Origin of the sequence: Vibrio renipiscarius (genome assembly GCF_000827885.1) — a bacterium.
GTDB lineage: Bacteria > Pseudomonadota > Gammaproteobacteria > Enterobacterales > Vibrionaceae > Vibrio > Vibrio renipiscarius.
In genome coordinates, this window is sequence record NZ_JTKH01000003.1 from 206,343 (window position 1) to 231,513 (window position 25,171).

At 46.8% G+C, this 25,171-nt stretch carries 18 protein-coding genes; 5 read left to right on the forward strand and 13 right to left on the reverse strand.

Annotation, left to right across the window (positions count from 1 at the left end; all coding sequences use genetic code 11):
• Positions 1 to 168: 168 nt before the first annotated feature.
• Positions 169 to 1,377, forward strand: a complete 1,209-nt coding sequence (gene kch, locus OJ16_RS01245; RefSeq protein WP_040986575.1) for a voltage-gated potassium channel protein — start codon at positions 169 to 171, stop codon at positions 1,375 to 1,377.
• 83 nt (positions 1,378 to 1,460) lie between these two features.
• Here the strand turns inward: kch and OJ16_RS01250 are convergent, their stop codons facing one another.
• The 3 genes from OJ16_RS01250 to malX are packed head-to-tail and all read right to left on the reverse strand — an operon-like array spanning position 1,461 to position 5,279.
• On the reverse strand, positions 1,461 to 2,579 hold the full coding sequence (locus OJ16_RS01250) for a M20/M25/M40 family metallo-hydrolase (protein ID WP_040986577.1): 1,119 nt from the start codon (positions 2,577 to 2,579) through the stop codon (positions 1,461 to 1,463).
• The gene (locus tag OJ16_RS01255) at positions 2,572 to 3,747 is read right to left on the reverse strand and encodes a MalY/PatB family protein (protein WP_052810422.1); all 1,176 of its coding nucleotides are present in this window, start codon (positions 3,745 to 3,747) and stop codon (positions 2,572 to 2,574) included. The genes OJ16_RS01250 and OJ16_RS01255 overlap by 8 nt, the downstream gene beginning before the upstream one ends.
• Positions 3,744 to 5,279: a maltose/glucose-specific PTS transporter subunit IIBC gene (malX, locus tag OJ16_RS01260; RefSeq protein ID WP_040986579.1), complete on the reverse strand. Its 1,536-nt coding sequence runs from the start codon at positions 5,277 to 5,279 to the stop codon at positions 3,744 to 3,746. Before malX ends, OJ16_RS01255 begins: the two co-directional genes overlap by 4 nt.
• Positions 5,280 to 5,547: 268 nt before the next feature.
• Here malX and OJ16_RS01270 point away from each other — a divergent pair, with 268 nt between their 5' ends.
• On the forward strand, positions 5,548 to 7,332 hold the full coding sequence (locus OJ16_RS01270) for a helix-turn-helix domain-containing protein (RefSeq protein ID WP_040986583.1): 1,785 nt from the start codon (positions 5,548 to 5,550) through the stop codon (positions 7,330 to 7,332).
• 29 nt (positions 7,333 to 7,361) lie between these two features.
• Here OJ16_RS01270 and OJ16_RS01275 read toward each other — a convergent pair whose 3' ends face one another.
• Together OJ16_RS01275 and OJ16_RS01280 are read right to left on the reverse strand one after the other, a co-directional pair.
• Entirely contained in the window at positions 7,362 to 8,543 is a 1,182-nt protein-coding gene (locus OJ16_RS01275; RefSeq protein ID WP_052810421.1) for an alpha/beta hydrolase, read from the reverse strand.
• A 326-nt stretch (positions 8,544 to 8,869) separates the two neighbouring features.
• Positions 8,870 to 9,571, reverse strand: coding sequence for a hypothetical protein (locus tag OJ16_RS01280; RefSeq protein WP_236688468.1), 702 nt, complete (start codon positions 9,569 to 9,571; stop codon positions 8,870 to 8,872).
• A gap of 318 nt (positions 9,572 to 9,889) precedes the next feature.
• Here OJ16_RS01280 and OJ16_RS01285 point away from each other — a divergent pair, with 318 nt between their 5' ends.
• Both OJ16_RS01285 and OJ16_RS01290 read left to right on the forward strand, forming a co-directional pair.
• Positions 9,890 to 12,244 (forward strand): glycosyl hydrolase family 18 protein, encoded by a 2,355-nt coding sequence (locus tag OJ16_RS01285; RefSeq protein ID WP_040986587.1) that lies wholly within the window; start codon positions 9,890 to 9,892, stop codon positions 12,242 to 12,244.
• Positions 12,245 to 12,590: 346 nt separating this feature from the next.
• Positions 12,591 to 14,249: an FAD-dependent oxidoreductase gene (locus OJ16_RS01290; RefSeq protein ID WP_040986589.1), complete on the forward strand. Its 1,659-nt coding sequence runs from the start codon at positions 12,591 to 12,593 to the stop codon at positions 14,247 to 14,249.
• A 77-nt stretch (positions 14,250 to 14,326) separates the two neighbouring features.
• Here OJ16_RS01290 and OJ16_RS01295 read toward each other — a convergent pair whose 3' ends face one another.
• Positions 14,327 to 15,217 (reverse strand): LysR family transcriptional regulator, encoded by an 891-nt coding sequence (locus tag OJ16_RS01295; protein ID WP_040986591.1) that lies wholly within the window; start codon positions 15,215 to 15,217, stop codon positions 14,327 to 14,329.
• 116 nt (positions 15,218 to 15,333) lie between these two features.
• On the opposite strand from OJ16_RS01295, the gene OJ16_RS01300 reads away from it, so the two are divergent.
• The gene (locus tag OJ16_RS01300; RefSeq protein WP_040986593.1) at positions 15,334 to 17,355 is read left to right on the forward strand and encodes an alkyl/aryl-sulfatase; all 2,022 of its coding nucleotides are present in this window, start codon (positions 15,334 to 15,336) and stop codon (positions 17,353 to 17,355) included.
• 260 nt (positions 17,356 to 17,615) lie between these two features.
• Here OJ16_RS01300 and OJ16_RS01305 read toward each other — a convergent pair whose 3' ends face one another.
• From OJ16_RS01305 to OJ16_RS01335, 7 genes are all read right to left on the reverse strand, one after another.
• On the reverse strand, positions 17,616 to 18,632 hold the full coding sequence (locus tag OJ16_RS01305) for a CNNM domain-containing protein (protein WP_040986595.1): 1,017 nt from the start codon (positions 18,630 to 18,632) through the stop codon (positions 17,616 to 17,618).
• Positions 18,629 to 20,005, reverse strand: coding sequence for a hemolysin family protein (locus tag OJ16_RS01310; RefSeq protein WP_040986597.1), 1,377 nt, complete (start codon positions 20,003 to 20,005; stop codon positions 18,629 to 18,631). Before OJ16_RS01310 ends, OJ16_RS01305 begins: the two co-directional genes overlap by 4 nt.
• Before the next feature lie 337 nt (positions 20,006 to 20,342).
• Positions 20,343 to 20,612, reverse strand: coding sequence for a DksA/TraR family C4-type zinc finger protein (locus OJ16_RS01315; protein WP_040986599.1), 270 nt, complete (start codon positions 20,610 to 20,612; stop codon positions 20,343 to 20,345).
• 598 nt (positions 20,613 to 21,210) lie between these two features.
• A complete protein-coding gene (locus tag OJ16_RS01320) occupies positions 21,211 to 22,353 on the reverse strand; it encodes a mandelate racemase/muconate lactonizing enzyme family protein (RefSeq protein WP_040986601.1) in 1,143 nt (380 codons plus the stop codon).
• Between the two features lie 114 nt (positions 22,354 to 22,467).
• The gene (locus OJ16_RS01325; RefSeq protein ID WP_040986603.1) at positions 22,468 to 23,439 is read right to left on the reverse strand and encodes a DMT family transporter; all 972 of its coding nucleotides are present in this window, start codon (positions 23,437 to 23,439) and stop codon (positions 22,468 to 22,470) included.
• Between the two features lie 114 nt (positions 23,440 to 23,553).
• Positions 23,554 to 24,726: a UxaA family hydrolase gene (locus OJ16_RS01330; RefSeq protein WP_236688467.1), complete on the reverse strand. Its 1,173-nt coding sequence runs from the start codon at positions 24,724 to 24,726 to the stop codon at positions 23,554 to 23,556.
• Positions 24,726 to 25,055, reverse strand: a complete 330-nt coding sequence (locus OJ16_RS01335) for a UxaA family hydrolase (RefSeq protein WP_040986607.1) — start codon at positions 25,053 to 25,055, stop codon at positions 24,726 to 24,728. The genes OJ16_RS01330 and OJ16_RS01335 overlap by 1 nt, the downstream gene beginning before the upstream one ends.
• Between the last annotated feature and the right edge of the window lie 116 nt (positions 25,056 to 25,171).

Sequence of the window (25,171 nt, forward strand, 5' to 3'; positions counted from 1 at the left end):
AGCGCGACAAGTACCGAGGATTGAGCAAGCTGAGTCGCTCTTTTACCGGCACCAATGCAGTATTACAATTGAGGCTAAACCCTTCTATCTTATATACTAGCAGTATAGGGTATCGCTTTCATCGCGATAAAAACGGGTTAGATAACCCATTATTAGCGGATAATTACCTTGAATCTTCCTTCTCTGCTTTGGCAAAAATGGGCGACGCTTTGGTTGAAAATGCGCCACACACTCGTCGCTTGCGCTGTCTTTATAAACGGCTTGTTGATTCTAATTAGCGTATGGGGATCATCGCTTAACCTAATTGACCTGTTTCGTATCGATAGCTTTTCGTCCGTCGACTGGGCGAGCATCGCGAACGGCCCCTGGTTTTTGCTCGGCATTTTTTTAATGCTCAATGCATTTGGTTTGCTCTATCGAGCCCGAATCGCTTGGGCGGTCAGTATTGTGCTCTTGTTGATCACTCTAGTGTTCACTTGGCACTTCTTCCCTGAATTTACCCATAACCTTACCTTGTGTCTCGTGACTTTGATTTGTTTGTTTCTACTCGGAAAAGACTTTCATCACTCAAGTGCGACTGCCGGTGGGATATTCGCTTTTATCAGCTTCACGGTCTTACTCTTTTATTCTACCTACGGAGCACTCTATTTTGGCCCAGATTTTAAGCCTGAAATCAAAGATTTAACGACCTCATTTTATTTCGCGATCGTCACGATGACCACCGTAGGTTATGGCGACATTGTGCCAATATCAGAGCCCGCTCGCTTATTTACCGTGTCTGTCATTATCGCGGGCATTACCGTATTTGCCACCTCAGTCACCACCGTATTTGGCCCTCTGATCAGAGGCGGTCTAAACAAACTCGTTAAAGGTAATCAAACACAAATGGATAGAAGAGATCACTATATTGTTTGCGGAACCTCAGTGTTAGCCATCGCAACCACAAACCAACTGCTTAATCGCGGGCTCAACGTCACGATTGTCACCATTGAACCTGAGGATAATTTTCCGAAAATCCAGCAAAGAGTGGGCAGTAAAATCGACATCGTCTCAGGCGATAGTACCGATAATTCCGTTTTAGAAATGGCGGGGATTGAGCACTGCCGAGCCATACTCGCCCTAACCGATGACGATGCAAATAATGCCTTTATCGTGCTGTCGGCACGGGAGCTTTTCCCGCAAGCAAAAACGGTATTAGCGGTCAATGACGCGAAAAACATGAATAAAGTGCAGCAGGTAAAAGCCGATGTGGTCTTATCCCCTTTACTCTTTGGCAGTGAAATACTGGCGAGCGTGATGTCGGGTGAACCTTTAGACAATGACCGACTTATCTCTATGTTACTCAATTCAGGTCATGGCCTGTTTGATAAGAAATGAGCGCCGACTGCGTGGTATCCGTAGCGTGGGTTCGATAGGAAGAAAAATATTGGCCGTCGAAAACGGCCAATAATGACTTGGGTTTAGCGACGTGAAAAAGAACGTGACAGCAAATTCATCACTAATTGTCGGCAAGCAATAATGTCTGATTTTTTAATGCATTCATTCACGCTGTGGATGTGCGTCATACCCACGCTAATATCCATGCACGGAATGCCATTTTTATTGAAAATATTGGCATCAGAACCGCCCATCCCCTCATTAAATTGCACTTCTAAACCTTGATGTGCACAGCTCGAGGCAAAAGCACTGAACAATTCAGAGCTAGCGTCTAAACGAAAACCCGGGGTACCTTGGGCTATGCGATTTTCAAACTGAATAGGCATGCTGGCTTGAAGTGCTTCCAATTGATGCGTCACTTGATTGATAAACGCATCGACCTTGCTTTGTGTGCGGGAACGCACCTCAAAGGTAATGTCCACACTCTCCATTATAATATTGGTCGCGTTCCCACCGTGAATAATCCCAATATTACTGGTGGTTTCTTCATCCACACGGCCAATCGGAAGCTGCGTAATCAATTGTGCGGCTGCAACCATCGCATTACAGCCCGTTTCCGGTTCACTCGCATGACCCGCCTTTCCTGTGATCGTCACGACACCCTTCGCTGAATACGGCGCGGAAACATAAGCGGTTCCGATCTCGCCACCAGCATCAATCACATACGCGAGATCTATCGAAGGCAGACGATCAAAATCGAGCATTTTTGCCCCTTTGAGTCCCACTTCTTCACCTATCGTAAAAATCGCCACCACCGTCGGATGTGGTGACGTATTTGTCGCCAACGTTATAAGGGCATCAAGAATGACGGCAATACCGGCTTTATCATCCCCACCTAAGACGCTGCGACCATCCGTTTTGATCCAATCGCCGTCTTCGACAATCGTGATCGCTTCACACGGAGTGACGGTATCCATATGGGCAGACAATGCCACTGTGCCTGGAAGCGTGCCGGGTAACAGCGCAATCAAATTGCCGCATTGAGCCCCTTCAGACTGATACTCTAAGTGCGCGTCGTCTTGGTAAAACTCGATACCATGTTGGCTCAGTTGCGCTTGAATGTATGCGCTGACTTGCGCCTCTTTATAAGAGGGTGAACTGATTGCCGCCATCGCTAAAAAATGGTCAATCACCTTATTCATTGTCGCTCCTTAGCGCATCAATCGCTTGTTGTAACCGCTCTAACCCTTCCTCAAGCTTCTCTCTAGGGCAAGCAACATTGAGTCGTAGATAGTGCTTTCCACCATTGCCGTACACATCCCCAGTCATGATCGCAACACCCGCCTCCACCATTTGCGCTTTTAGCTGTTCGGCACTCACATTGAGTGCAGAGTAGTCAATCCACGCAAAGTACAAGCCCTCGGGAAACTGCATCTTGAGCTGTGGTAGTTCTCGGTGTAAGTAAATCTGCACAAAATGTAAGTTGTCTTGCAGATAGGTTTTCAGCTCATCAATCCAATAAGCGCATTGCTGGTAAGCGGTTATCGTTGCGAGCACACCAAAAATCGGGGGGGATGATAACCCTTGTTGTAACTTCAACACCTGCATAAAGCGCGCATGCAAATCCGCTTCCGGAATTAATGCATAAGAGCCCCCAAGAGCGGGCGTATTAAACGCTTTTGATGCCGACGTGCAAATCGCCACTTTCTGTGTACTCAATGCGGTCACTGGGTAATAAGGCACGCCGAAACAAATATCCATGTGAATGTCATCCGAAATAACAAACACATCATGTCGCTGACAGACGTCGAGCAAATACGTCAGCTCTTCCTTTTGCCATACTCGGCCCACAGGATTGTGAGGATTGCATAACAGAAGTACACGACAATCGGCGATTTTCGCCTCAAAGTCTTGCTTATCGATTTCAAAGTAGCCGTTATCATCAATCAACTCACTGGTCACCATTTGGCGACCAGAATGTTCAACACAACCAAAGAAACCATCGTAAGCAGGCGTAAACAGCAATACGCCCTCGCCCGGTTCACTGGTTAGCGAAATCAGAGTCGCGATTGAGTAGATAACACTAGGGCTATACGCAATCCACTCCTCTGAAATCGGGCTATAAAATCGGCTTTCATACCAGTGGCAGATCGCCTGTTTATAATCATCATGATTCCAACGGCTGTAACCATAGACCGGGTGTTCTATTCGCGCCTTTAATGTGTCCTGAATTTCGACTGGTGAGGCAAAGTCCATATCAGAAATGGTGAAAGGCAATAACCCAGCTTTACCAAAACGGTCTTCTACATAATCCCACTGAGTACAATAGGTATTGGTTCTATCGATTACGCCGTCGAAATCTATTTTCATGCCATTGCCAACTCTATTTTCTTGCGCATTGTGTGGACTTGCGGGCCAATAACCACCTGCAAGTTTGTCGCATCAAGATGCACAACACCAATCGCACCCGCACTCTTAAGCTGTTTGTCATTCACAATTTCAGTTGAATGCAAAACAAGACGTAAACGAGTGGCACAGTTATCAATCGTCACGATGTTCTCTTTGCCGCCCAATGCTTCAAGCATATGAGCCGCTAAACCGTCAGCGCCTAATTTGTTCACCACTGAATCGGTGTCGTCTTCACGCCCTGGCGTTTTCAGATCTTTCTTAATGATGACGTAAGTGAACACAAAGTAGTAAGCCGCAAACCACACCGCGCCCAATAGTGGTACAAAGAACCAGTTAGTTTTAAAGCCTTGCAGTACACCGAAAACGAAGAAACCAATCACATCACCCGCTGGGCCAATGTTTACGTTAAAGATTGATAACGTCAGGTAACCCAAGCCCGTCATAAAGGCATGGAATAGATACAGCATTGGAGAAATGAACAGGAAGATAAATTCAATCGGTTCGGTAATCCCACTCACAATAGCGGTCACCGCACCCGAGATCAGTAGACCTTTGATCAATGGGCGATTTTTCAATTTCGCGGTGCGATACATCGCAAAGGCTGCCGCTGGCAAACCAAAGAAGAAGCTCAACATACGACCTTGAGAGAGCAACGCCGTGGTTTCCATTGGGGTTTCATGACCCGCCGCTAGGTTGGTGTAGAAAATGTTCAATGCACCAATCACTTGCTGGCCATCAATAATCGCTTCGCCACCGACAGGGGTAAAACGGATCATCGCAGTCAGGATGTGGTGTAAACCAAGAGGAATAAGCAGGCGCTCACTCGCACCAAAGATCATTGGGCCAAAAACGTCCGATTGCTGAATGATGTAACCCAGTCCTTTGATCAACGAATCGAACAGTGGCCAGATGTAAGGGATCAGCATACCGAAAACAGACAATACCACCAGCGACACGATTGGCACTGCATGTGGGCCACCAAAGAACGCGAAAGCATCCGGTAATTTGGTGTCTTTGTAACGCTCGTGTAGGCGAGAAACAATCACACCCGAGAAGATACCACCAAGTACCCCCGTTCCGATCGTTTGCACACCAAGGATCATGGTTTGGCCTGCATCGCGCATTTCATCAGGGCCAACCAACATACCGGTATGTTTCAGAGCAAAGTTTGTCCCCATCGTCATGATCAAGTAACCCACAAAGCCCGAGAATGCAGCAACGCCTTTCTCTTCTTTCGCCAGTCCTAAAGGAATCGCAATCGCAAAAAGAACCGGCATGTTTTTAAAGGTAAACACACCAATCATGGTTATGTATTGGAAGAAAATATTGACCGGTTCATAAGAAAGGAAAGGCCACAACTTTTGCAGCTGTGCGCCCGTTAGAGAGCTACCTAGCCCTAAAAGAATACCCGAAATACCGAGCAGTGCGATAGGCAGAACAAATGTCTTACCTAAACCTTGGATAAAACCCCAAAGCTTTGTTTTATGACTCATACTGGCCACTCCATTTAGATTCACATCATTATTTTTGTAGGGAAACCGATGTGGTTTTCACGGGTACAGTACGAAAGAACCTACGGAAACAAAATCGAAATGTGTTTCTGGAAAAGTGGAAGAAAATTTTCATATTATTGAATGGTTTATACCTAAATTCGGCTTATAATCACATCCATCAACAAGTAGGTATAACAAAACAGCATAATCTCACTGCATTGTGTGATTTAGAGCATATTTTCTATAGTAAACAGAGTCTAGGGATAGCGTGAGTATAAATTCTAACGAAGTTAAGTTGATTGGTGCCTTGTTGCAAAAGGCTTGCGCAGTCACAGTTTTGGCAGAAGAGATGGCGGTGAGTCGTCGCCATATTCACAACTACATCGCGAATATCAACTACTACATTGACCAAGCGATCAGTGTGCAGAAAGGCATCGCGACCCTAGAGATCAGTGCCCAGCAGTGGGCGCAAAGAATAAAAGCGATTCCTTTAACTCACTATCGCCCAACGTCGAGTGAGCGACAGGATTATCTGCTCGATAACTACTTATTATTGAATCAATATAAATATCTAGACATCGAAAAGCAGTTGGGTATTTCTCGCCCTACCCTAAAAAAAGATTTGAGTGAACTGGCGGCAACGCTGCAACTGAGTGGCTTATCATTGCATAATGCTGATGGTGGGTTTTCAATTATTGGGACGGAGAAAAAGCTTCGTCACCTCATGATGGAACGCATCAACAGACAAGTTAGCCATATTCACCCTCAAATCGAATATTGTACCGCGACGACCCCACTCCAATACCATACGCAAACGCTCATTGCTCAACAACTGGCGACTCTCCCGCTAAAAGAAACCTATGTGATTATCACCAATATTTCTCAGGCGATTGGCCATGTGTTTCCGCCGAATTTTATTAAGATGATCTTCATCTACCTCAGTGTGTCTCTTTACCGCATCAACCAGCAGTTTGTCATTTTACAAAAGGACAACGCCGACTATTTGAGACAAACGGCCAAGTTCAAGTTGGTGCATGACCAACTGCGTCTATTGATCAACGAACAGTTAGAATTTGAACATTTACACTTAGCGGAGTACTTTTTTAGCGGCTGTGCGGAAGACAATTTTCATGAGAACCGCTTGCGAGTGAAGATGTGTGCCATGCTGTTTTTACGTGAACTTTCGCAATCCATCCCTTTATCCAACCAGCAAATGACACAGCTGCATCAACAACTTTGCTTATATTTGCCTTCGGCCATTTATCGGATAAAAAACCACATTTGCTTGCAAAACCACGACACAACGAATCCGGAAGAATCGCTTTTATCGCTTAAAAACGCTGAAGAAATCACTCGTTATCAAGCCACGGTCTCTGCGATGGCGTCTTGCCAGCACTGGTTACTCGAACCGCTGAGAGAAGAAGAATTACAGCAGATCAGTCAGTTTGTCGCGCAAGCATCCCAACAAGACGAATCGCATAAGTTATCTCTCGATGCGCTGCTTAATACGCTACAACAACATGCGAAAGACATCGCCTACGAGCCATTAAAACAAGCGTTGTTAAACCAATACCCTGCTCTGCTTTCTGACGACACACAGCCCTATTATTTAAAGGCCAATTGGTTCAACGCAACAGACATCCATTGGATTAACTCACAAGCCAACTTAGCCGACGTGGCGGAGTTCGCCTCATTGCATTTAGCCAATAAAGTGGGGGCACCATATAAAGATATTCAGCAGCCATTACACCAAGTATTGAACGCATGCATTGATGACTTGCGCATTGGCTCCAACGTCTATTTGTACTCAGCGCAAGCCAATCCAGCGATAAAGGAAACGGCGCTTCAGTTGGTGATACAACCGGGAAGCACCGGCTCTCCTCGCACACCAACCGCGTATTATTTCTTCTTGTTGCGCAGTGAAGCGATAACAGCGCACAACATTCTTTACGCGCTGCATCAATTTGAACGACACCATCAAAAACACACGCCCTCAGAGCGCCTTGATGCCGATTGGACGACCGCTTTCTTTAGGCAGCATTTGGCTGAATAAAATCATATCCATCGCCGATTTAAACGAAATTACAAAGAAGGCGATAGCGAAAACGTTGCACTTAAGTCTTGCACCATTTGATCATACCAAGGATTAAACGTCAGTCTGGCATGAATATGCTCATTTGCTCGGCCATCCCACGCGCTGTACCAAACCTCTTCACCTGCCTGACAGCGCGCCATTTCATCGTCTGTCATCTCTGAACCGTTTCGGCAAATCCGTTCACTGCCATTCATACCGTAATAAGTATTATCAGGTGAAAAAAGAATGCCCATGTGTGACATGTTACTAATGCGCAGTTCTGGGTTGTAGCTGTGGATATAACGTGTATTCCCGTTAATCGACGTTGGCTGCGATCCAAACCAAATCAGTTGATTGCTTGGGTGAGTAAATCGCGTATTAAAGAGGTCTTGAATCGCTTTGGTATCGAGTACGCTGTCATGCTCAGTCAACACCATAAAAACAGGTTTGTTGTACGTCTGCGCGGCTAGATTATCGGTCACTTGTGTGGTGGTATTGTGATATTGCGCGAAACCATTGGTTGGCACCATAAAGTAACGGGTGTAATTCGTCACATTACTCGGCTCAACATTGATTAACCACGGTTTGATCCAACTTATCCATGGTGTAGCAAAAGCGAATGGTTCATTAGAGACAAACCCAGGAGAGAAGAGCATTAAACCTTCGATCTCCTCATCTTGCGCCGCATAAGAATACGCAAGATTGCCGCCCGTAGAAAAACCGCCTAGATAGACTTCATCCACTTCTTGTTTCAGCAAATCGACTTGTTTCTCAACCAAATCATTCCATTGTTGATAATCGACGTTGAGCATGTCTGCCGGTCTTGAGCCGTGCCCGGGCAAAAGAACAGTGCGAACTAAAAAGCCCTTCTCTTGCAGAGATTTCGCAATATCAACAAATGAATAAGGGGAATCGCCTAAACCATGAATCAGTAACACCCCTTTTAGGGGATGCGTTTTGCCATCCGGTTTTAACTCTGTTGGCAAATTAGCCTGTAATTCCGCATCCTTATCTTCGGTTAGAAAATAGCGGTTTTTGACTAATTGCTGTTTGGTCTGCAGAGCATACTCACTGAATGAGTCGTAATCCGTGACTGGTTCAATATTTGAAGGGGTATATAACGGGTGGGTTTCACTCGACGCACAAGCGACAATGATAAAAGGAAAAAACAACGCCAGTATTATTCGCATATCTTAAGACGGTCAAATTAGAATGCCGTTATTATAGAGGCCCACTCTGAATCAACATAGGGTATGCGGGACTCATTTACATAACTTTAATGTTGGGGGTATTGTATTACATGGCTCTAGCGCATGTATTGACGCTGGAAAAACCTCAATGAGAACGAGGCACAGACAACTTATAGCGTAAGTTTTCCTTCACCGCTGGCCACTCAAGGTTGATGATGGAAAAAACCACCGTATCTCTGTAGCCGCCATTAGCCAATTTTTGGTGGTTACGAAGCACACCATCTTGCTTTGCTCCTAGTCTGGCAATCGCTGCTCTTGAGGCATGATTATGAAAACAGACTTGGCATTAAACACGCACTGATTTTCGTGCCGTTATACTCCAGCGAATTCAGTAATGTCCCGCCTTGAATTTCAACCGAATCCACCCCCATTTTTTTCAGATCTTCTTGCGAGTAATACCACCCATCGGTCGTTTTACCGGCTTGGCATCGATTACGGTTCACTTGACCATAGGTGGTGATCTTTTGATCGACTTGCATCGCATCAAAAAAGGCCGCTTCCTTGATCCTTAACCGATTAATATAGACGATCAAATTCGCGTGATCTTTGGGAAGAACCGATTGCTTCCAAAGCGCATCCGATTGATTAGCACCACCATGCCACCCAATTAACGCATCTTTTTTAATGGTGATATGGCTGGCGGCGGTAAGAATATAATTTGCGCATGCAGAGAAACACAATTGGCTTACTTCGACCTCTAATCCTTTCTCTTTAACAAAATAACCAAACTCAATACCAGAGGCGATCTCGCCACCTGGGCTCGTGATTCTGAGGGTCTCTATTTTGCTGTCGCTTGTACGCACCATTCTGATCGCATCCAGCACCGCATCCCCAGCGATCACACCATCAAACACTAAGGTATTCCCTGTGATCATGATTTTATAAGGTGCAGGAAACAGCATTTCTTGCCCCGCACACCCCGAAAGTAAGCCGATAATAATCAAGGATTGGGCTTTCACTAGCATCATAAAACTCCTTTTTATGGATGTTGTTAGTATGCCTTAATCATTAATCACTGCTGAGAAAAATGGCGAAAAAATTCACCTCAACACGCAAATTCCCCAAATACTCCCCGACCAAAATGGAACCTCCAAGCGTCGTTTAAAGTCGTTAGGGTCATTCTAAAATGTCGAACTGCTGCAAAGATTCAAGCAACAAATGATAGATTGCACAATTATATTAAAATCATGCTGCCAATCTCAGAAATATTCGTTCGCGTCGAAAAATAAGAAATGGAAAAGTAACGCCATTCAATAAACTCTACAGACAGAGAGTGACGTAACCCCATGAAAAAGAATATTAAACTGAGCGCAATTGCGACCTCAATTGTTGGTACATTGCTGTTAAGTGCACCGCTGCATGCTGCCCCGTCTCACAACAAAAACGTGATTGGCTATCTCACACAGTGGGAAGCATGGAAAGGTCCACAGCATGGTTTTAGTGTGGCCGGTGAAGCAACACATCTTAACGTTGATATGGATATCTATTCGATCCTTAACTATTCATTTTTTGGTGTCGCGAAAGACGGCTCTCTTCACAGCGGCGATTTGAGAAACAAACAAATTTATCAACCGGACGCCGTACAAGAACCCGGTTCATTGCTGTATACCGACGTGTATTCAAGCTGGGATCTACACATTCTTTGGGGAGAGCTTGAGTATCTTTGGTCGTACCCAGGCAACGAAGCATGGGAAGCCGAGAATCTTGCCAAAGTCAAAGAGCAAGGCTTTGTCAAAAACGGCAACGGCTGGAAGCACAAGCCATCGGGGATTACTGGTGAAATGCCACTGCCACTAAAAAAAGAAGGTGGCGCACCTGGACTGATCGACTTGGCGAACGAGAAAGGCGTGAAAGTCATGGCATCTCTTGGCGGTTGGAGTATGTCAAAACACTTCCCAGAAATGGCGGCTGATCCGGTGAAAAAGGCGCGTTTTCTCGCGGATATCGACAAGCTTATGGCGCTGGGCTTCCACGGTATTGATATTGATTGGGAATACCCTGGCACCGGCGGCATGAACTTTAGCGGTAGTGAGGCCGATTACGACAATTTCGAGCAATTGATGGAAGATATTCGCGATCGCATTGGTCACGATAAACTCATCACCGCAGCATTCAAAGCCGTGCCCGCCGCACTAGAAGGATTTGATTGGGATCGACTGACTCGCTCAATGGATTACTTCAACATGATGACGTACGATCTCAATGGTGGATGGTCTGATGTGACTGGGCACAACTCGCCGCTTTACCCTTACCCTGAAGAAGAGTTTGTAGGCTTAACCATTGATACCTTGCGTGATTGGATGATCAATCAACGCGGCATCCCTGCTGAAAAGATCAACTTCGGTGCTGCCTTCTATGGCCGCGGCGTACAAACAACCGAGGGGACGGCTTATCTAGGTGCCCCCACCGATAAGCGTATGGTTAACTTTGAAGTCGATGGGCCGACAAACTCATCCGTTGATATTACCAATTGGGCCAACTTTGAAGGCCAGCCAAGCTATAACTACCTAACCAAGCAATCAAACTGGCAACACTTTTGGGATGAAAATGCTCGCGTACCTTACGCCGTGAATGGAAAATACTTCCTAAGCTACGACGATCCGCAATCGATCAGAGAAAAAGCCGAGTACATCGTTGATAACGATCTTGGCGGCATCATCGTTTGGCAAGTGCATGGCGACATCGAGTGTAAAGGCAGCTTCACTAGTTTTGGCAGCAAACTCAAGCAATGTAGCGAGCTCAGCTCACCACTTGCAGAACAAATTGATCAGGTGTTTAGCCAAAATGTCACGCCAAATACCGCGCCTGTACTCAGCGTGCCAAGCGCGCTCAATACTTCGTCAGGTCAGGCTCTGAGCTTCTCCGTATCAGCCACAGATGCGGATGGTGATGCACTCACCTTTAGCGCTCAGGGCGCAGATATCATTGAACAAGCGAATAACCGTGCCACCGTGAGCTTTCAAGCACCTGACACCGCCAAAGACATCGTCAAACAGATCACCATCACCGTTACAGATGGAAAAAAGTCTGATGTTGAAACGGTAGAGATCGCGATAGAAGGGACAGGCGAAGTCATTAACCAAGCGCCAGTGCTCAACGCCCCTGCCCGAGCGAATGTGAATGCGGGTGATACCGCCACGATTTCGCTATCGGCCAGCGATGCAGACAATGATGCGCTAACCTTTACCACATCGTTAGGCAGCATCGTGCAAAATGGCAACCGAGCCACACTCACGATACCAACAGAGGCCTCAACGCAAGACCGCACTCTCATCGTGCGCGTCTCTGTCTCCGACGCCGTGGAGAGTGATCACGCTTCGATTGAGCTTTCAGTCAAAGGCAATGACGACACCGGTGGAAATACGTGGAACAAAGACCAAGTTTACGTCGGCGGTGACAGCGTGATTTACAACGGCGTTGAATACACCGCCAAATGGTGGACAAAAGGTGACGAACCGGGCAAATCCGATGTTTGGCAAGAAAAAGACGACGGCTCGGTAAAAGAATGGAATTCATCCAAAGCCTACAATGGCGGCGATATCGTGACCTACCAAGGAACCCAATACAAAGCCAAATGGTGGACAAAGGGTGATATACCGAGCGCATCAGGCTCACCTTGGTCTCCGATGTCACTCAATTAAGCCATGAAATAAGGCTTAAACACCCCCCAAAAAAATCAAAGCTCTGGCACGCAGTCAGAGCTTTTTTACACCGCCGCATTTGTTTACGCCCTGTATTGTAAGCGCTATATTTCAAACACCATATTTCAAGGGCAATGCTGTGAACAGCGAACGCTTGAAAACCACCCTACTTCCCTCTGCGTTCACTCTCACTTTTTGCGTCATACTGCCATCTATCGAGCGAAAATCGAGCCCCTAATCGGTTTCATAACTAACATTAGACAAAGCTAATGTATGTCTCTATAGTGTTAAGCGGCAAAGGAAAATGATTTCCTCGCAACTGGGCTAACGTGTATTGGAGAAGCAAATGACTAAGATTGTAATCGTCGGTGGTGTTGCCGGTGGCGCATCCGCCGCAGCGCGTGCGCGACGTTTAAGTGAAGACGCACAAATCATCATGTTTGAACGTGGGCCGTTTGTCTCGTTTGCCAATTGTGGTTTGCCTTATCACATCGGTGGCGACATACAAGAGCGCAGCAAGTTGCTTCTCCAAACCCCTGAAAGTTTCCTTGCTCGCTTCAATGTTGATGTGCGCGTGATGAATGAAGTGCATTCCATCAACCGCCAAGCAAAAACAATCACGGTTAAGAACTTACTTGATGGATCCGAATACCAAGAAAGCTATGATTATCTTCTGCTGAGTCCAGGCGCAGGCCCTATCGTACCCGCAATTCCGGGCATTGATAATCCACTGACCCATTCTTTGCGTAACATCCCTGACATGGACCGCATCATTAACACGCTGCAAAGCAAGCAAACCAAACATGCCACTGTCGTGGGTGGCGGCTTTATTGGTTTAGAAATGATGGAAGCCTTCCACCAGCTTGGTATCAAAACCAGCGTGATTGAGATGGCTAACCAAGTGATGACGCCAATGGATAAAGAGATGGCCGGTTTTGCGCATGCGGAGATCCGCGCACACGGCATCGACTTACGGCTGAACACCGCATTAAGCGCGGTGGAATATATCGAGACCGATGATACTCGTGAATTAAGCCTTACCCTCAGTAACGGCGAGCAGCTGAATACTGACATCCTGATCATGGCGATCGGGGTGCGTCCTGAAACCAAATTAGCACAAGAAGCCGGTCTAAAAATTGGCGAGCTGGGCGGTATTTGGACCAACCCAAGCATGCAAACCAGCGATCCATCGATTTACGCTGTGGGTGATGCGATCGAAGAGCAAGATTTTGTTACTGGCGCAGCAACTCTGGTGCCGCTAGCCGGCCCGGCTAACCGTCAAGGCCGCATGGCTGCCGACAACATGCTCGGCCGCAATGAAACCTACCAAGGCACGCAAGGCACCGCGATTTGTAAGATCTTCGATTTAGCCGTGGCATCCACCGGCAAAAATGAGAAGCAACTGAAGCGTGAAGGGATCGCTTACGAGAAAGTCTTCGTTCATACCGCTAGCCACGCCAGCTACTATCCGGGAGCCGAAACCGTTTCATTTAAGCTGCTGTTCGATCCAACAACCGGCAAAATCTTCGGCGCGCAAGCGGCGGGGAAAGATGGCGTTGATAAGCGTATTGATATTATGGCGGTCGCACAACGTGCTGGCATGACGGTCGATCAACTGCAGCATTTAGAGCTGACCTACGCGCCCCCTTACGGCAGCGCGAAAGATGTGATTAACCAAGCAGCCTTTGTTGCCAACAACATCATTAAAGGCGACGCGACGCCGATTCATTTTGATGAAATAGAGTCGCTCACTGACAATCAATTGCTACTCGATGTACGTAACCCTGGCGAACGCGCGAACGGCAACCATCTCGCAGGTGATATCAACATTCCGGTAGACCAACTTCGTCACCGTATGGATGAATTACCAAAGGATAAGGAAATCGTCATCTACTGCCAAGTTGGGTTACGCGGTAACGTCGCTTACCGACAATTGGTCAATAACGGCTATAAAGCACGTAATCTGATTGGCGGTTTCCGTACCTATCAATTTGCCAAAGCGTAAGCGGTAAAGACTCACGAATACCGCTGTAGATTCAAACCGTCATTCTCGCGCAATCGGGAATGACGGGAGAACAGGCGTTAAAAATAGGACTTAATCTTTTCTCGTAACCACATGTTGGCTGGGCTTCGCCTCTCGCGATTATGAGCTAATAAGCGATATTTGACCGGCTTGAGCGTAAATGGGCAATCCAACACTTGGATGCCGAGCTTATCGGCAAATGCCGTGGCGATGCTTTCCGTCACAATCGCAATACAATCACTCGTCGAAACCAACGTCATTAGCGACACAAGAGAAGTGCATTCCGCCGCCACTCGTCGTTCGCTTAAGCTCTCCTCCGTGAAATAGTCCGCCATATAGGTATCTTCCCGACGCAATTTCAACGTGATGTGCTTCTCGGCATAAAACTGCTCGCGAGTAATCGTACCTTCCACTCTAGGGTGCCCTTTCCTGGCAATAACAAGCACTCGGTCTTCAAACAGCTCTTCGATAAAAAATGAACCTGTCGAGTAGTTGGATAATTCAATCGCAAGATCGGCTTGATATTGATTAAGCGCTTGGATCAGCGCTTCCTCATTAGAATGAGTCGGTAGCAATTCAATAGTGACATTCCCCAAACTATCATCGGCTTCTAGTTTAGGCAGCAGCATTAGCATCACAGGTTCTGATGTATAAAGCACAAACTTACGTGGATTCTGGGTTGAAAAGCCCTCTAACCCTTCCAGCGCATTGCTAATTTGAACCAATGCAGGCTCAACATGGCGCATTAACTCTTGTGCATGCTGTGTTGGTGCAATCCCCCTACCTGAGCGAACAAATAACTGACTGCCCACCTGCTGTTGCAAACGCTTTAGTAAACCACTGACTCCCGGTTGTGTTAATCCCATCTCTTCCGCCGCTAAGGTAATCGATTGATGGCGATACACCACCACAAACACTTTGAGCAAGTTTAGATCTATGTTCGTCAGCATCCCTTCTCCAAACATAACAATTCATGATGTGTTAAATACAGTTTCATGGATGTATTGCGATGTGTCAATCCGGTAGATTAACCCCATACCCGATACGCATCCCAAAGAGGTTCCCTATGAAAACTCGTTTTACTCCTTCCGTTCTTTCGCTTGCCGTCATCGTTTCATTTGGCGCTGCCGCCAATGACTATGCCTCTATTGATACTTACGAGGGAAAACCCGCTTCTAAGTTCACGGAAAATGCCAATACCGATTTAGCGAAAAGTCTTCCTTGGGACGATACCTCTGCGTTTGAACGAACGACCCGCGGGCTGATTGCTGAGTTTGGCACTCACGAAGCCGGTGAGCTAAAAAACCGTTTCGTCTACATGGCCGATATGTCTGTTAACGATTTACCCGCCACCGTTAACCCATCAATTTGGCGTCAAGGTATGCTGAATTACGCGGCTGGCGGTTTGTATGAAGTCACTGATGGCGTCTATCAAATTCGCGGTGCTGACTTATCCAACATGACCATCTACCGCACTGACAACGGCTATGTGATTCACGACCCTCTATTGTCTCGTGAAGCGGCGGCCGCCTCTTGGGAATTTGCCAAGCAGCACTTACCGGCGATTAATGGTGAACACAAAATTACCGGCATGATCTACTCACACATGCATGCTGACCATTTTGGTGGCTCTCGCGGAGTGTATGAATCTGGCGATTTCGCAAAAGACGCCGAAATCTATGCGCCAAAAGACTTTATTAAAGAGCTTGCAGACGAGAATGTTATCGCGGGCTCCGCAATGGGACGCCGTGCAAATTACCAGTACGGGACCACCCTCGATACCAACACTAAAGGGATTGTGGACAACGCACTTGGCCTTGGTACATCACGCGGTGAAGTGACGCTAGTGGCACCAACGAAAGAGATCCAAGAACGTGAAAAAGTCATCAATATTGATGGACTCGATTTCCACGCCATCAACATGCCTGGAGCAGAAGCACCTGCAGAGATCATTCTCTACGTGCCGCAATACCGCTCGCTCAATACCGCGGAACTCACCTACGACGGTATGCACAATATTTACACGTTCCGTGGTGCTAAAGTTCGTGATGCCTTGGTTTGGACGAAATACCTCACTGAACTAAAAATGCGCTTTGTCGATTCTGGTTTAGTGGACAATATTCACGCCGCGCACTCAGCGCCGGTATGGGATAAGGCCGATACTGACGTCAATGAAATTGCGGAGTACATGGCACTGCAACGCGATAACTATGGTTTCATTCATAACCAAGCCATGCGCCTTGCAAATCACGGTGTCACTATCCACGATGTGGGTCGTCAAATAGAAGAGATCATTCCACAATCTCAAATCGACACCTGGCACACCAACGGTTACCACGGCTCATACAGCCATAACGCTCGCGCAGTGGTCAACCTCTACCTTGGCTACCACGATATGAACCCAGTAAACACGAACCCGTTACAAACGAAAGATCAGTCATGTGTGTATGTCAATGCCGCAGGCGCAGACGTCATGTATAAAGCCGGTATGACGCATTTTAATGCCGGAGAATATCAAGAAGCATCGCAGCTGTTTAATGACCTAGTGCAATGTTTGCCGAACAACATTGATTACCGTTTTGCACTCGCGGACAGTTTTGAACAACAAGGTTATCAGTCTGAAACCATGGCGTGGCGTAACAGCTATCTGCAAGGTGCGGTCGAGTTGCGTACTGGTGAGATCCAAGAGTCAATCAAACTTGCTTCACCAGATGTCATTGCCAACACACCAACAGGCATGTTCTTAGACTTTATTGCCGTGAGCCTAAACGCACCAAAAGCAGAAGCGGCGGATCTAAACTTCAACTTCGGTGTTTACCATCCAGATCTTGACGAGCGTTACTACGGTGAAGTGTCTAATGCGAACATGGCAAACATTGAGGTCGATAAGCTACCAAGCGTTGACTTTGAACTTATCATCAACAAAGCCGACTTCACTAAAGTAGTGCTTGGTGAAACGACACTCGAAGGGTTATTGAAATCAGGCCAAGCGGGTGTGAAAGGCGATGCCGCATTACTAGAGCAGCTTGCTGGCACTTTAGATAAGTTTGATGGCATGTTTGAAATTCTGCCAATGCCAAACAAGTAAACAATACTCGATAGTAAACTGTCCATAATAAACGGCCCATAATAACTGCCCATAATAAATGGATATAAAAAATGGATATAAAAAATGGATATAAAAAATGGATATAAAAAATGGATATAAAAAATGGATATAAAAAAGGACCGAACATTTTCATGCTCGGTCCTTTTTGTGCCCGTCACACCACATTGGGCTGATTGGCTTCGTCGCTATCGGTTATGGGATTAAACGTCAATCAATAGTAACGCTTATCCACAATGCGATTAGTTTGCCGCTGTCGTGGGTAGAACACGTTTCAAAATGTCAGCCAATGTCACTACGCCAACCATTTTTCCGTCTTTACTTACCACCGCTAACTGCACACTCGCTTTACGCATACGCGCTAGCGCTTCGTAAACAGGTGTTTTTGAATCAAGCACATACGCATTACGTGCCACTTCGCGCGCCGGTTTTTCCGCCGGCTCTAGTAGCGTATCACGCACGTGAACCACTAACGGTTTTAGACCTGACTTGCCGCAAACAAGAATACGCAAGTGACCCGATGCCATCGCCGCAGCGCGCACTTCAGCAACGGTTGCATTCTTATCAACATGCGCCATCACCTGCCCTTCGGTGACCAAAGTTTCAACCGGGATTGAGCTGAGATCAATCAAGCCCGACAGCTGCTTTTGAATGTTTGGTTTCAGCGTACCCACTTTGCCTGAGTGCTCTACCAGTTGGCGAATCGTATCGACATCTTGTCCACCCACCGCTGCGCTTTCGACTGGCTCAACACCAGAGGCTTTTACCAAGCGGTTGGCAATACTGTTGATCCAGTTTAGCAACGGACGTAGCGGCCAAACGTAGGCTCTTGCCACAATACCGATGGCTAATGCTGATTTTTCAGGGTGCGCGATAGACCATGACTTTGGCGCCATCTCACCCACAACTAGGTGCAAGAACGTCACAACGAACAAGGCAAAACCAAAAGCGGCAGCATCGGCGGCCCAATAAGGCAGCCCCATTGCAAGAAATACCGGACCAACCCATTGATCAACCGCAGGTTTGGTAACCGCACCTAACGCAAATGTACAGAAGGTGATACCCAATTGAGCACCGGCCAACATCAGCGTTAGGTCATTCATACCGCGTAGTGCTGCGCGCGCAGAAGCGCTTTCAACCGCGATTTCTTCTAAACGGTGACGACGAGCGCCCATCAAAGCAAATTCGATGATAACGAAAAAGCCACTCAATATAATCAGAGCGGTCGTCACTAGGGTGACAATCAAAGGATCGGTCATGCTTCATCCTCCACGATTGGTTGCTCTACCAGTTTTACACGTACCGCCGTTGGTACATGTCGCTCAATACGTAACACGTCCACCTCTAGGTGGCGTGAAATCGGCTCGCCAGAAGCCAGCTCTGACGGATCAATTGGCAGCGCAATAGTGACTGTGTCACCTTCCGCAGGCAATGCACCGCGTGCCGCAATCAACATACCCGCGATGGTTTCTACATCGCCGCGTGGCAAGTCGTAACCAATCGCACGTTCAACTTCATCGATATGAACATCGCCTTCCATCAACCACACGTTGCCACTTTCAGACACCACCGCATCGCCGTTGTCTTCATCATGCTCGTCGGTGATTTCACCCACGATCTCCATCGCCAAATCTTCGATCGTCAACACACCGGCAAAGCCGCCGTATTCATCGATGACACACGCCAATTGGTTGGTTGACGTGACTAGGTGCTCGAGAGCATCAGGTAAGCGCATCAAGGTTGGCAATACCGTTGCCGGTCGCATCACCTCGGAAACGGTGTCATCCGCGTTACCCGCATCAATGTGTGCAAGCACATCAGACAGGTGTACCACACCCACTGGCGCGTCATCGTCATTGATCACTGGGTAACGAGTGTGGGCTTGCGCCATCAGCGACACCAATTCAGTCAATGTGGTTTCAGGTTCAACCCAATCCACTTGCGAACGAGGCACCATCGCATGTTCCACATCACGCTCAGGGAAATCGAGGATACGATCCATCATCAGTGACAATTCCACTGGCAAGTCACCGCTTTCGCGTGAGTTGGCGATAATGTGGTGTAAATCTTCTTCTGATGCGCTGACATCAAGGTCATGTACCGGTTCGATACGAACGGCACGCAGCAGTAAGTTAGCCGATTTATCGAAAAAGCTGATGATCCAACCAAACGCAGACATGTAAATCAATGTCGAGCGAGACATCATGCGAGACATGGGTTCTGCGTTAGCAATCGCTAGGTTCTTCGGATAAAGCTCACCCATGATCATTTGCACAACCATCGCAATACCAAGGGTAACCACAGTACCAATCGCAATGCCTGACTCAAGTGATAATCCAAAACCTTGCAGTAGTACACCCATCGATTGACCGACAAGAGGCTCGGCAACAAAACCTAATACTAGACCTGTCACTGTGATACCAAGCTGCGCACCAGACAACATAAAGCTGGTTCGTTTCGTTACCGCGAGAGCGCGTTTTGCGGCTTCATCACCATTGGCAGCTAAGGTGGCAAGTTTGGCTCTATCCACGGCCATATAGGCGAATTCTTGGGCAACAAAATAGCCGTTTATCGCTATAATTGCCAAGATGAATAGAATACCGAATAGAAGGGAAAGAAGAGGCTCAATCATTGCTGTGTCCTCCCTTGAAACATAATGTCAGTAAGGGGTTACACAATCGACTAGAGTTGGGGTCCACAAATTAATCCTAAGTAATAATAAGAAGCACAGTATATTCCCGCAGTAGTAAATTCGTCTAGTTAATAGTTACATAGCACACTGATAACAAAATCAGACAGAGTGAATCACTGAAAGAACCACCAGCTTAGGAAATACAACGCGCTACGGGCAACAAGAGCGCCCCAGCGAGCGCCCACCATTGACTGCGTTACTGCCTGTTACAATATAGAATCAGTGTAGCCCGTGTTTTCCATCTCGCCATCTCGACGAACAAGGCTTTTGCTATCGATTAACGTAACTGACTGTCTTTACTTGCTCGACGGTTAAATAAGCTGCTTGCTTTAAAAAGCGCATCTTGCTTTTGCTGACACTCAACACACAACTCGACACCCGGGATGATCTGGCGACGAGCGGCGGGAATAAGCTCACCACACTCCAAACAATCGTCGGTCTCGTTGTACTCTTTATGAAGGTTTGCTCGCGCACGGTGAATCGCATCGTTCACCGTGGCATCGATTTGATCTTGAACGCCACCATCTCTGGTGAATCCATTAGCCATAATGATCTCCAAATGTAATGAATGACTCGGAGGGCATTATCCAGTATCTCGCCTCTATTGATAATCCACTAGCAATGGGAATCACTATTACACTCAGGTAATAATCGTATTGGACGGCAATATCAGAAGGCCATATTTGAGGGCCATATTTGAGGGCAATATTAGAGGGCAATATTAGAGGGCAACTAATGGTCGTGAGGCGAAATCCGTTGCGCTAATACGTCGCCCTAATGGCTGAGTTCTTTGCGGCTGAGTTTCTATACGGCTTAGCGGCTTAGCGGCTTAGCGGCTTAGCGGCTTAGCGGCTTAGCGGCTTAGCGGCTTAGCGGCTTAGCGGCTTAGCGGCTTAGCGGCTTAGCGGCTTAGCGGCTTAGCGGCTTAGCGGCTTAGCGGCTTAGCGGCTTAGCTACAAGTTAAGCTCCCAACTTAAGGGGCTTCAAGCAAAAAAAAGAGACAAACCGAAGTTTATCTCTTTCGTTGTTACTCACCACTATTTAATCTCATTGGAGACCAAATAGCAGACCTTGTTCCCAATAACTTGGCGTGAGTATTTTTGAATCTGAGATGACTAAAGCACCTCATTTCAAACGGGTGCTAATTAGTTAACACGGTATTTCGCGATGATCTCTTCATCAAGCTCAATGCCCAATCCTGGGGTGTTTGGCACCGCGACGTAACCATCTTCAAATGCGATTTGGTTTTTCACTAGTGACGTAAACAGTGGGCTGGTGCTTTGAGAGTACTCAATCAGGTCGCCGTGTTCACGAGACGCAAGGAAGTGTACCGTTGCCGCAATCAGAATACCGGTTGAGAAACCGTGTGGTACTAGCTTCATACCCGCCATGTGCGCCATGTCGTAGATCTTCACCATTTCAGTGATACCACCACAACGTGTTACGTCTGGTTGTACAAAGTCAGCGCCTGATTTTTCAATGAAGTTAGCGAACTCGTAACGCGTTGTCAGTGTTTCACCACCTGCCAACTTTTGTGACGTTGATTGAGAGATCTTGCGGTAACCAGCAAGCACGTCATCGGTAATCGGCTCTTCAATCCATAGCAGGTTGAATTGCTCTAGCTTCTTAGCCATTTCAATCGTGTGGCCAGCGGTGCGCCATGCGCTTGCTAAGTCGATTGCGATTTCAACGTCTTTATTGATGCCACGAGCAGTTTCACATACGGTCTTAATGATCTCGTAGTCAGTCTCTGCATTTTTACCTAGAGGACCGCCACCAAACTTCAGTGAAGTAAAGCCTTGAGCCAATAGCTCAGTGGTACGAGCAATGTTTTCTTCTTTGATTGCGGTTGGGATAAACGTACCGTATGCACGGATTTTCTCACGGAATTTACCGCCAAGAAGCTGCCATACTGGCACTTTGTAGAATTGACCCGCGATGTCCCACAGTGCCATGTCAATCGCTGAGATAGCGTGAATCATGGTTGAACGACGACCTGCATAGTGAGTGCCGTTGTACATTTTTGTGTAAAGACGTTCGATCTCTAGTGGGTTTTCACCGATAAGAAGACGCTCAAGACCTTGAGAAGAACCGTGGCTTTGAGTCGCTTTAATGCACGCTTCAATCATCATTGGTGAGCTATCCGATTCACCCACACCCGTAATGCCTGCGTTAGTATGAACGCGAATAAGAACACCGTCCTCACCCCATTCACACGCTTCATCAACCGCAGGAACACGCAGGTGGATAACTTCTACTTCAGTGATTTTCAATTCGTTAAATAGCATTTTCTTTCTCTAATATTGGTAAAGTTCTTTCCTGCTGGATAAATCGTGGAGCTATTTAGCAAGCAGGAAAGAGACTGTCAGTGCCGAGACTGACAGTAAATTTGTAGGAATAAATTACGCCGCTGCTTTTTCGTCAACAACCGGTTCCATAACCGCTTTCTTCGTAAAGCGGTCGCCAACGGTGTAGATACATAGCGCGATAACTACCGTCACAACACCCGCCAGCTTTTGCATTGTCATCAACTCACCTAATAGGAAGTAAGCCACGATCATTGCGAATAGCGGTAAAACGTTCAGTGCCATTGTCGTGATAACCGCATCTTGAGTTTTCAGTGTTGCCACTTCCCATAAAGCGTATGCGATACCTGAACATAGCAAGCCAAGCGCTAGGATACTGCCGATGTGTTTACCGTTTTCAACCAGTACTGCCGCTGAAGTGAAATCAGCACCCGTCACTAGACCAACAATAAGCAGTGCACCTGTCGCAGCTGCGAATTGGTAGAAACAGCTTGAGAACGTGTCGTAACGAGAGTTCAGATCAGAACCAAACTTACCCAGGATGTAGTTATAAGTCACAAAGCCTAGTACGCCGAACAATGCAAACAAGTGACCTAGGTTTAGACCTTGGATTTTGTTCGATGGATCGTAAGCGATAACGCCCGCGCCAATTAGAGAAAGCACAACCGCAAACACTTTAGGTGCTGTTGGCTTAATTTTATCGATCACAAATACCGCAAGCATGGTAAGGAATGGAGCCATACCATTGATAACGCCGATCTCACCCGATGACGTGTATTCGTACGCTAGGATAGTGAAATAGAAGAAGACCGCTTGAGCAGAAACACCTGCCGCCGCCAACAAAAAGCCATCTTTTTTGTTTTGAATTTTCTTTAGAGTATGCTTTTTAGAAAACATGAATAGAACAACAAAACCTAGCGTTGCAATCGCGTAACGCGCAATCGCCAGTACAACAGGATCTAGCTTACCAGCCAGTACACCACCCAGTGGGAACGACGCACCCCAAAGGGCTGCACAGACAAGGGCAATAGTTAAACCAAGTGATTTATTTGGTGCAGGTTTACTCATTTTTTTTATTCTCATATAAAGGCGTTGCAATAACGCCTTTGGGATATTCCCAAGTAACGCAAAGACGTAGGATTCAGTATTTACTTGGGCATACAATTACATTGTGGGTAAATATTATTGTGGGCAAATACCGATAACGTGTTCTAAGCGTTGATCTTTTTGGTACAGAGAAGCATAAGCAAAGCCAACACCTTCTAGGTTGGTCGGCTCACCGTTTGCAACATCAAACACGCGCGCAATGATCTGGTTAGAAACATTATCGATCGTGTCTGTTGCATCCATGATTCCACAAGCGTTGATATCCATATCAGCCGTAATAAGAGAGCTGTTGCCAGACACTCGAATTACCGGAACGATTGAGTTGTTAAAGCCCGCAGCGCCCGCTGTCCATAGGATCAGTTGGCAGCCAAGTGACGCAAAGTGCATCGCTGCGCCACCACATAGCATGGTGGTTTCCGTTAGGTAGAAACCTGGTGTGGTTGGTTTCTCACGGTGAACGTGGCTAATGCGCAGACAGTCTTGGATTGGACGAGTGCCTGTTTTGTGCATTGCACCTTGAGATTTTTCATCGATGGTTGTTAAGCCGCCCACACTGTTACCGATAGACATGGTTTCTGTGCCTTCGATTACGTGCCAGCGCTTCAAATCTTCCGCGATAAGACGCTCAATTTTCTCACCGACTTCCGGCGTAACTGAGCGCTCTTTCAGGATATCTTCACAACCCAGTAGCTCAAGCAGTTCGCCCGCCATTGTCGTCGCGCCCATATCAACCAGTTTGTCTGACGCTGCGCCGACTGAAGGGTTAGAAGCAAGACCGCTCGAAGTATCAGAACCGCCACATTTGATGCCGATACGCAATGCAGAAACCGGAGCGTCAACACGCTCAACGCTATCTGCGTATGCTTTTAGCTCTTTTGCTAGCTCAACACCATCTTTAATTGTTTCGATGGTACCTTTGTTTTTGATCACAGTCAGAGCGTGAACAGGTAAACCTTCTTTGCGTACTGGTTCAGCAATCATTTGTGGGTCAATTGAGCCACAACCCATTGCGATAACAAGAACACCCGCAATGTTCGGGTTGGTTGCAGTGTGGATGATGGTATCGATCATCTCTTCATTGCCGCCGTACATACAGGTGTAGTGGTTAGTCACAACAACTGAATCATCAATTTCTTTGCTGATATTGCGTGCAATACCTTCGCAGCATTCATCAATCGCAATAATTAGTACACTGTTGCGCACACCAAATGTACCGTTTGGACGAGGGTAACCTTTAAATGTCGTCATTATTGCTCGATCCCCATTTGCTTGATGATTTCTTCAATGATTGATTCTGGAATGTCTAAACGCTCACTACGAACGTTTTGTACATGAACAAGTTGGCCTAATGGAATTTCAACAATCGACTTACCAATTGAATGGCCACATTTCAAAATGTGCTCGCCGTGTGCAATGCCGCAAAGCGCGATCTTATTGCCGAAGGTGATTTTTTGCAGTGCATTCACTTCTGCGATCACTTCGTTTTCAGCCGAAATAATTTCTACTAGTTGATTTTTTTCCACGTCACCTAGTAGCGTCGCTACATTGTCTGTAGGAGAAAGTTTTATTGCTTTCATTGTTCGATTCTCTGTTTAGCGATTAACAGTTAACTGTCTATTGTTCGACAATCGGCAGTATACAGATCTATCTTTGACAAAATATGATGCACATCACAAGTTTCAATATATTTTGC